This is a genomic window from Alteromonas sp. DY56-G5, assembly GCF_041414725.1.
Taxonomy (GTDB): domain Bacteria; phylum Pseudomonadota; class Gammaproteobacteria; order Enterobacterales; family Alteromonadaceae; genus Alteromonas; species Alteromonas macleodii.
In genome coordinates this window covers 25641-32789 of the sequence record NZ_JANHZQ010000046.1, presented here as the reverse complement: position 1 = coordinate 32789, position 7149 = coordinate 25641, and the positions used below count along the sequence as shown (strand labels likewise).

The window sequence follows — 7149 nt, the reverse complement described above, 5'->3', positions numbered from 1 at the left end:
ACATGAGCCGTATACGAGGCCCGTATGTACGGTTCTGTGAGAGGGATGAGGCGGTGACGCCTCACCCTACTCGATGTGCATTAGGCTTCTTTTTTGAGGTCTCGACCAAGCAGGGCTAAGGCCGCCTCTTTAGGGGATTTTCCGTGATAAAGCACAGCATAAATTTGTTCACAAATTGGCATTTCTACGCCTACTTTCTTAGATAAAATGTGCACTTCTTCAGTGTTGCGATATCCCTCAACCACTTGTCCGATTTCGTCAATAGCAACATCGACACTCTTGCCTTGACCCAAAGCCAGCCCAAAGCGACGATTGCGCGATTGATTGTCGGTGCAAGTCAAAACTAAATCGCCAAGGCCTGCCATGCCCATGAAGGTCTCTGGGTTGGCTCCTAACTTCACGCCCAAACGGGTAAGCTCTGCTAAACCTCGGGTGATCAGCGCCGTTCGCGCGTTTGCACCAAAGCCAAGGCCATCGGCTAAACCCGCGCCTATAGCGATAACGTTTTTAACCGCACCACCAAGCTGAACGCCAGTAAAGTCTGAGTTTTTGTATACTCTGAACGACTTTGCGCAATGCAGCTTTGCTGCAAACTCGTCACTCAGCGTATCGTCAGTGGAAGACAGCGAAATTGCAGTAGGTAAGCCTGCTACCATTTCTTTAGCAAAAGTAGGGCCTGATAACACGGCTAGGGGATAGTCGGTACCCAGTATTTCCTCTGCCACATCGCGAAGCAGACGGCCCGTTTTTGGCTCAAGTCCTTTGGTCGCCCAAATAATGCGTTGATGCGGTTTAAGCAATGGCTTTAAGCTTTGAAGCATGGCTGCAAATGCATGGCTAGGTACAACCACTAAAATATCTTGGCTGGCGGCTACCACTTCTTCTAAGTTGGCATTTACCACTAGGGCATCTGGAAATGTTGCGCCTGGAAGATAACGAGCATTCTCTCGGTTCGCTTCCATTTCGGCAATGTGCTTTTCATCACGGCCCCAAAGCAGTGTGGGGTTGCCATTTCTGGCAAGACAAAAAGCAAGGGCGGTGCCGTAAGACCCCGCCCCTAATACTGAAACAGACTCTGAAACCGAATGCGACTTCATGTCCACGCCTTTCATGTTCACCTAATTAGGCGTCCATTTTTGGCGCTTCGCCCTGCGCTTGCTGTGCACGTTTTTGCACGTAAGCTGCAAAGATAGCGTCGAAGTTTACAGGCGCTAGGTTAAGTGGAGGGAATGTTCCACGGTTAACCAAGTTAGAAATGGTTTCACGCGCATATGGGAAAAGCATGTTCGGGCAGAACGAGCCCAGCGTGTGCGCTTTGTTTTGGTCTGGCATTTCGCCAATAGCGAAGATACCTGCTTGTTGCACTTCACAAAGGAATGCTGTTTCTTCACCAAGCGTTGCCGTAACGGTAACTGAAAGTACAACTTCAAATACATTTTCTTCTAGCTTGTTAGTGCTAGTGTCGATGTCTAGCTTAATTTCAGGCTTCCACTCTTTAGTGAAAATAGCTGGCGCGTTTGGAGACTCAAAAGAAATGTCTTTTGTGTAGATGCGCTGAATATTGAACTGAGCACTCTGTTGCGCTTGTGCGCCCGCTGCTTCGCCGTTATTTGTCTGATTTTCGTCAGCCATGGTATTTCCTATTTAATTGTCGTTTTAATTTAATGTAGTGCGTTGCTGTATGCGCTGACGCTTTACGCCAAACCCAACATTGGATTTAGTTTGCTTTGTGCTTCCAAAGCCATCATATCGTCACAGCCACCAACGTGCTGATCGTCAATGAAAATTTGCGGAACAGTCCAGCCGCCGTTTGCGCGTTCAATCATCTCGTCGCGCAGTTCAGGCTTAACATCTATTGGGTATTCAATAAATTCTACACCTTTTTGCGTTAGCAATGCTTTTGCACGGTGGCAGTAAGGGCAGTGGCCCTTGGTGTAAAGTTCTACTTTGCTCATAAAGGTTACCTGTTATTTAGAAACGGGAAGGCTGGCACTTTGCCACGCGTTCATTCCGCCTTTTAATACACTCACATTCGCGAAACCATCTTTAAGCATCGCATTTGCTGTACCACGAGCCTGATTACCCATAGCGCATACTACGATAATGGGTTTGTCTTTACTGTTTTCAAGTTTCTTGAAGTTTTTCTCACGCAACTCTTCAGGTTTAATTTGTCTGGCACCCAAAATATGGCCAGCTTTAAACTCTTTCGCAGGGCGTGTATCTAGCACTATCGCATCGTCTTTATTCATCAAAACCGTTGCTTCGTGCGTGCTTAATTCTTTTACTGAAGATGTCCATGCACTGATATAGCTAAATATCAACATGGCAATCAGCGCAACCCAAATACCAGCAAGAATAAAGTTGTTGCTAGCAAATTCAATTAGTTGATCCATTACCTCTAACCCTGTCTACAGACCATGAAAAGAGTGCAAAGTATATAGAAAAATGGGCGAGAAACCAGCTTACCTTTCAGTATGATGAATGTCAGTCATAGCGGGTTTGCGCTAAATACTTTAGATGATTGATATTACGAACAAATTGCACTGGGCATATGGAGGAGCGTCAGATACACTGGAAAACGTTGTTAACAGCAACGATGAAACACATTAAGTCATCAATGAAAAAGTTAAGGTTCTAGGCGCACGTATGTCAGTACGATTATTTCTTTCAATCATTGGGTGCATAGTTGCCCTTGCAATTATGCCGATTGGAAGTAGTGCTATTGCACAAGAAGGCGGTGCGAATAGTCAAAAAGAAAAATTAGCTGAGTTACAGGCCGAATTGCGCGCTCGACAGCAAGTATTAGAGAACAATAGAGCCAGTGCACAGGAATTGGAAAATGTGCTGAAGGCCTCTGAACTCGAAATCGCTAAAGTGGCGAAAGCACTATCCAGCACCCGACAGTCACTTAAAAATATTGAGCAAGAACAAGCGAAGCTCGAAGAAGAACAAGAAGGGCTTAAAACGGCTATCCGTAAACAGCAGTCACTTTTATCGAGCCAGCTTAAAAGTGCATTTATGGCGGGGCATTACGACTATGCAAAAATGCTGTTTTACCAAGATGACGCGCGAACCTTCGAGCGTGTCATTACCTATTATCAATACGTGGCAAAAGCGCGCCAAAAAGAGATTGAGAGCTTTAGGGGCAATGTTGCTAGGCTTGAAGAAGTTAACGCAGAGCTTAGCGAAAAAGCCTTGTCACTTGCCGCTTTGAAAGATGAGCAAGAAGGTCAGCGAGCAGTACTTATAACCCGCCAAGACGATAGAAAAGCAACGCTTAAGAAAATAAACAAAACCATAGCCTCTGAAAACCAGCGTATTGCGTCGCTACAAGCTGATGAAAAAGCGCTGAAAGACGCTATTGAAGCTGCGCGGATTGCCGCAGAACGGGCTGCCCGTGAAGCCGAAGTGAGTATGGATGGACTTGCCAAATTAAAAGGTAAGCTGGCAGCGCCTGTAAAAGGCAGAATACGAAACTTATTTGGTAGTCGCCGCCAAGGTCAAGTGTCTTGGAAAGGCATTGTGATAGATGGTGCCGAGGGCGACCCTGTAAACAGCATTGCGCCTGGAAAAGTGTTGTACGCCGATTGGTTGCGCGGATTTGGTCTGGTCGCTATTGTCGATCATGGCGAAGGGTATATGAGTGTTTACGGTCACAACCAGGCGTTACTCAAGCAAGCTGGCGATGATGTAAGGCAAGGTGAACGCATAGCCCTTGTGGGCCGAAGTGGTGGTCAGGAATATCCTAACCTTTACTTTGAAATTCGTCATAAAGGCAAGGCGCTAAATCCAAGCTCTTGGCTAGACTAGTCAGGTTAATCCTAGATTGATAGAAACTAAGTTGAAACTGAATCAGTTGTTGGTATTCTAGAAAAAACACAGCATTGTGTAGTGTGCGCTTAATAATAATGATGAAAAACGGATGTGACTTAGATGCTTTTGCGTCTGCTAATGCCTTGTATAATCTTTGTTTTATGCGGGCTAATTAGCCTTCAAGTAAAAGCAAAGTCAGACATAATTATAATATTAGATGACCTGGGATACAGGCCGTCCGATGTCGCTGCTTTTTCTCTCCCTAAAGAAATTACCTTTTCTATACTTCCGCAAACGCCACTGGCTTCTGAAATTGCGCTCCGCGCTGAGCAAGAAGGCAGGGCCGTTATGCTGCATATGCCTATGCAGGCGCAAAGTGGAAAGAACATGGGGCCCCTTGGATTGACTACTGACATGTTTGAAGGTGCCATTACTTACAATTTGCGCAAGGCAATGAAGAGCGTGCCGAACGCGGTTGGTGTGAATAATCATATGGGAAGTGCGTTCACGGGTCAGCAAAAAGGAATGGAAGCGCTCTTAAAAGAGGTGAAACGCCAAGGCTTATTTTTTGTGGATAGCCGAACCACGGCACTCACAAAAGGTGAAGAAATTGCCGAGCGGCTAGGTGTGCCTAGCGCGAGCAGACAGGTGTTTCTAGACCATAAGCTTGAGCCTGCATTCTTACTTAAGCAGTTCAACCACATGAAACGTATTGCTAAAAAGAATGGTCACGTTGTGGTGATTGGCCATCCCCACCCAGAAACCGTCGATTTCTTGAAAACTCATTTACCCTCACTTGAAAAAGAAGGTTTAACCCTTACCTCAGTAACCGACTATTTTTCACATGCGCCGAAAGTGGCCAAGCAGTTTGGTAAAGAGCGCGATCAAACGGCTTCGCTCAATAACGCCGATGTGAAGGATAGCAAGGTAAGCATGACCGAAGAAAATGCCTTACACAGCAGTGGGCTAATGCACAGCTCCGCAGAAAAAGGCGTTGCTGAGCGCTTAGGCACAGCGCCAAACGAATAGCTTTTTTCCCCATTTTATACGTAGTTAGTTCATTTTCATCTCGTTAAGATCAAAATTTAATGTGGGAACGTTTCTCATTTCTGTGAGTCTGTTATAATATAACGTCTCTGGCGAATAGTTCGCGAACTCATTTTTTCACGGTGGTAATTAGGGTAATGACTCCAATTGACGAGAATCCAACAAAACTAGACAAACTTGGCATTTGGGTGTCGAGCTTGTGTGCGTTGCATTGCCTCGCGCTACCTGTTTTGGTGCCTCTGCTGCCGCTGATCGGTTCTAGCTTTTTTGCACAAGTGTGGTTCGAAAGAACGATACTAACCTTTTCGTTAATTGTAGGTGCAGTCGCCTTGGTTAGCGGTGCAATTCGCTATCATGGCAAATACTACCCGCTTGCATTGCTGTTTACGGGTGGCGCTATTTATTGGCACAAAGATATTTTTGGGCATCACTACGAACCCTTTACCATCGCGATAGGTGCAGCGCTAATTGTAGCCGGCCACTGGGTGAATATGCGATTGTGTAGACAATGTAAGTGCTGCAAGAATACGGTGTTTTCAGACCACCTTTCAACTGAATTTAAGTAGTCAACTAAGCTGCATTTCAAGAAAAGCATTCTAAAAAAACGAGCCAATGGCTCGTTTTTTTTATAGTGTGAGTATGTATTAGATACGCGTTCTACAGACTTTTCGCATAGAAAAAGTAGGGTTTAATGCGACAACACACTAAGCGCTACATCGGGCACGTTAGTGAATATGCCCGTCACTCCCCACTCGTTGAGCATAAGCATGTCTCTCGGCTCATCTACGGTATAAACGAATACGTCAAATCCGTCTTGCTGCGCCGTTTGCACAAACTGCTTATCAACGGCGTCTAATGCAATGTTTACGGAATAAGCGTTCAGAGCCCGGGCGCTTGCCGTACAGTCAAGCTCGTAGCTTGCAGATAAGGCACCGATCTTCACTTCGGGCCACTTAAGCGCAATAGCTTGAAGCCAGTGATGGTTAAATGAAGAGATAAGTAGCTTTTCAGCATTAATGCCGCTTTGCTGTACCGCCGCTTTAACGTCTTTAACCCAGCTGTCTGCGTCGCGTAAGTGTTTTATCTCAATATTGCACCACTTGTCTTTTGGAACACAATTCAGTGTTTCGGTCAGGGTCGGTATGCGCTCTCCATCCCCAATGTCCATTTCTGTAAGGGATTGCCACGGTACGTCAAGTAAATAGCCGGATTCCCGTGCTCTGCGCGTAAGTGTTCTATCGTGAAAAACAATAATGTCGCTTTCGTGCTGATAGGTATCAAACTCAATGCCATCGGCACGTTGTTCGAAAGCCAGTTTAAATGCCTTTACTGTGTTTTCTGGGGCGGCTTTACTGGCACCTCGGTGAGCAAAAATGAGCATAGACATTTCTTCCTTAAAGATCACAACACGGCTTAATCATCTTTTGCATTATGCAACTTATGCGTGTTGAGCGTTTCATAAACTGATGCTGACGTAATAAGAATTCCACCTAACAACGCACTTAAACCAGGTTTTTCGTTAAGCAGAATAATAGCAAGGAAAACGCCATAAAGAGGCTGCATGCAGGCTATGAGCGAAAACGTTTTTGCCCTAAGGTGACGTAGGCTCGCAGCAATAAGTGCATGAGGAAGCGCAGTAAATACGGTACCTAAAAGCAATAGCATTAGCCAAGAACTGGTAGACGCTGAGGTTATTGCTGCACTGCCTACCGGCAGCATTAAAATACTGATAACCAAGGTTTGCCACGCCATGGCCTGCGCACCGCTGTAGTGCTTGAAGTGCTTACGATGAATAAGATTTCTAAACGAATACAAGATGGCGGAGGCAATACCGATAAGAACGCCAAGGGTAATGTCATTTTCCAGTGATGTCTCTGGCACTATTAAATAAACGCCAACGACCACCGTAACTGTAGATACGATATCCTGCCAGACCAGCCTTACCCGCTCAAAAAAAGGCTCGATAAGTACCGTGATTACAGGAAAGGTAAAAAGGGCAATCATGCCAACAGACACCCCAGCATATTGCATGGCGGCAAAATAGGTGACCCAGTGCAGTGCCATAAGCACGCCTAAACCGAGGGCAACGCCGTAGTCTTTTTTTGAATTCAGCTTTATTTTGTTCTTCGCCAATTTCAAAAAGGCAAACAACGCTATGCAGGCAAATACTGAACGAACAAGAGTGATATCACTGGCGCTAAGTGGTACAAGCCGAGAGAAAAGGGCTGTACCACCAAGTAAAATTACCGTGAAATGAAGTGAGATCAGGCTTTTTTTAACAGCATCCAT

The 7149-nt window shown here is 45.6% G+C and carries 9 protein-coding genes; 3 read left to right on the top strand and 6 right to left on the bottom strand.

Translation table 11 applies throughout. The features are described 5' to 3' along the window. Positions 1-80: 80 nt before the first annotated feature. The 4 genes from gpsA to NO989_RS17980 form a co-directional block, all read right to left on the bottom strand. Positions 81-1112 (bottom strand): NAD(P)H-dependent glycerol-3-phosphate dehydrogenase, encoded by a 1032-nt coding sequence (gene gpsA, locus NO989_RS17995; RefSeq protein ID WP_014975504.1) that lies wholly within the window; start codon positions 1110-1112, stop codon positions 81-83. Between the two features lie 10 nt (positions 1113-1122). Continuing rightward, a complete protein-coding gene (secB, locus tag NO989_RS17990) occupies positions 1123-1632 on the bottom strand; it encodes a protein-export chaperone SecB (protein ID WP_014948068.1) in 510 nt (169 codons plus the stop codon). 62 nt (positions 1633-1694) lie between these two features. Further along, a complete protein-coding gene (gene grxC / locus NO989_RS17985) occupies positions 1695-1955 on the bottom strand; it encodes a glutaredoxin 3 (protein ID WP_014948069.1) in 261 nt (86 codons plus the stop codon). 12 nt (positions 1956-1967) lie between these two features. After that, positions 1968-2393 carry a rhodanese-like domain-containing protein gene (locus NO989_RS17980; protein WP_014948070.1) on the bottom strand — a complete coding sequence of 142 codons (426 nt, stop codon included), beginning with the start codon at positions 2391-2393 and terminating at the stop codon, positions 1968-1970. Positions 2394-2646: 253 nt separating this feature from the next. Here NO989_RS17980 and NO989_RS17975 point away from each other — a divergent pair, with 253 nt between their 5' ends. The 3 genes from NO989_RS17975 to NO989_RS17965 all read left to right on the top strand — a co-directional run bounded on the left by NO989_RS17975 (position 2647) and on the right by NO989_RS17965 (position 5426). Beyond that, entirely contained in the window at positions 2647-3810 is a 1164-nt protein-coding gene (locus NO989_RS17975) for a murein hydrolase activator EnvC (RefSeq protein ID WP_039225056.1), read from the top strand. Between the two features lie 123 nt (positions 3811-3933). Continuing rightward, entirely contained in the window at positions 3934-4842 is a 909-nt protein-coding gene (locus tag NO989_RS17970) for a divergent polysaccharide deacetylase family protein (RefSeq protein WP_371342967.1), read from the top strand. A gap of 155 nt (positions 4843-4997) precedes the next feature. Further along, positions 4998-5426, top strand: coding sequence for a MerC domain-containing protein (locus NO989_RS17965; RefSeq protein ID WP_014948073.1), 429 nt, complete (start codon positions 4998-5000; stop codon positions 5424-5426). 122 nt (positions 5427-5548) lie between these two features. Here the strand turns inward: NO989_RS17965 and NO989_RS17960 are convergent, their stop codons facing one another. Both NO989_RS17960 and NO989_RS17955 read right to left on the bottom strand, forming a co-directional pair. Beyond that, complete coding sequence (locus NO989_RS17960; protein WP_371342968.1) at positions 5549-6241, bottom strand: glycerophosphodiester phosphodiesterase; 693 nt, start codon at positions 6239-6241, stop codon at positions 5549-5551. Between the two features lie 32 nt (positions 6242-6273). Next, entirely contained in the window at positions 6274-7149 is an 876-nt protein-coding gene (locus NO989_RS17955; protein ID WP_014948075.1) for a DMT family transporter, read from the bottom strand.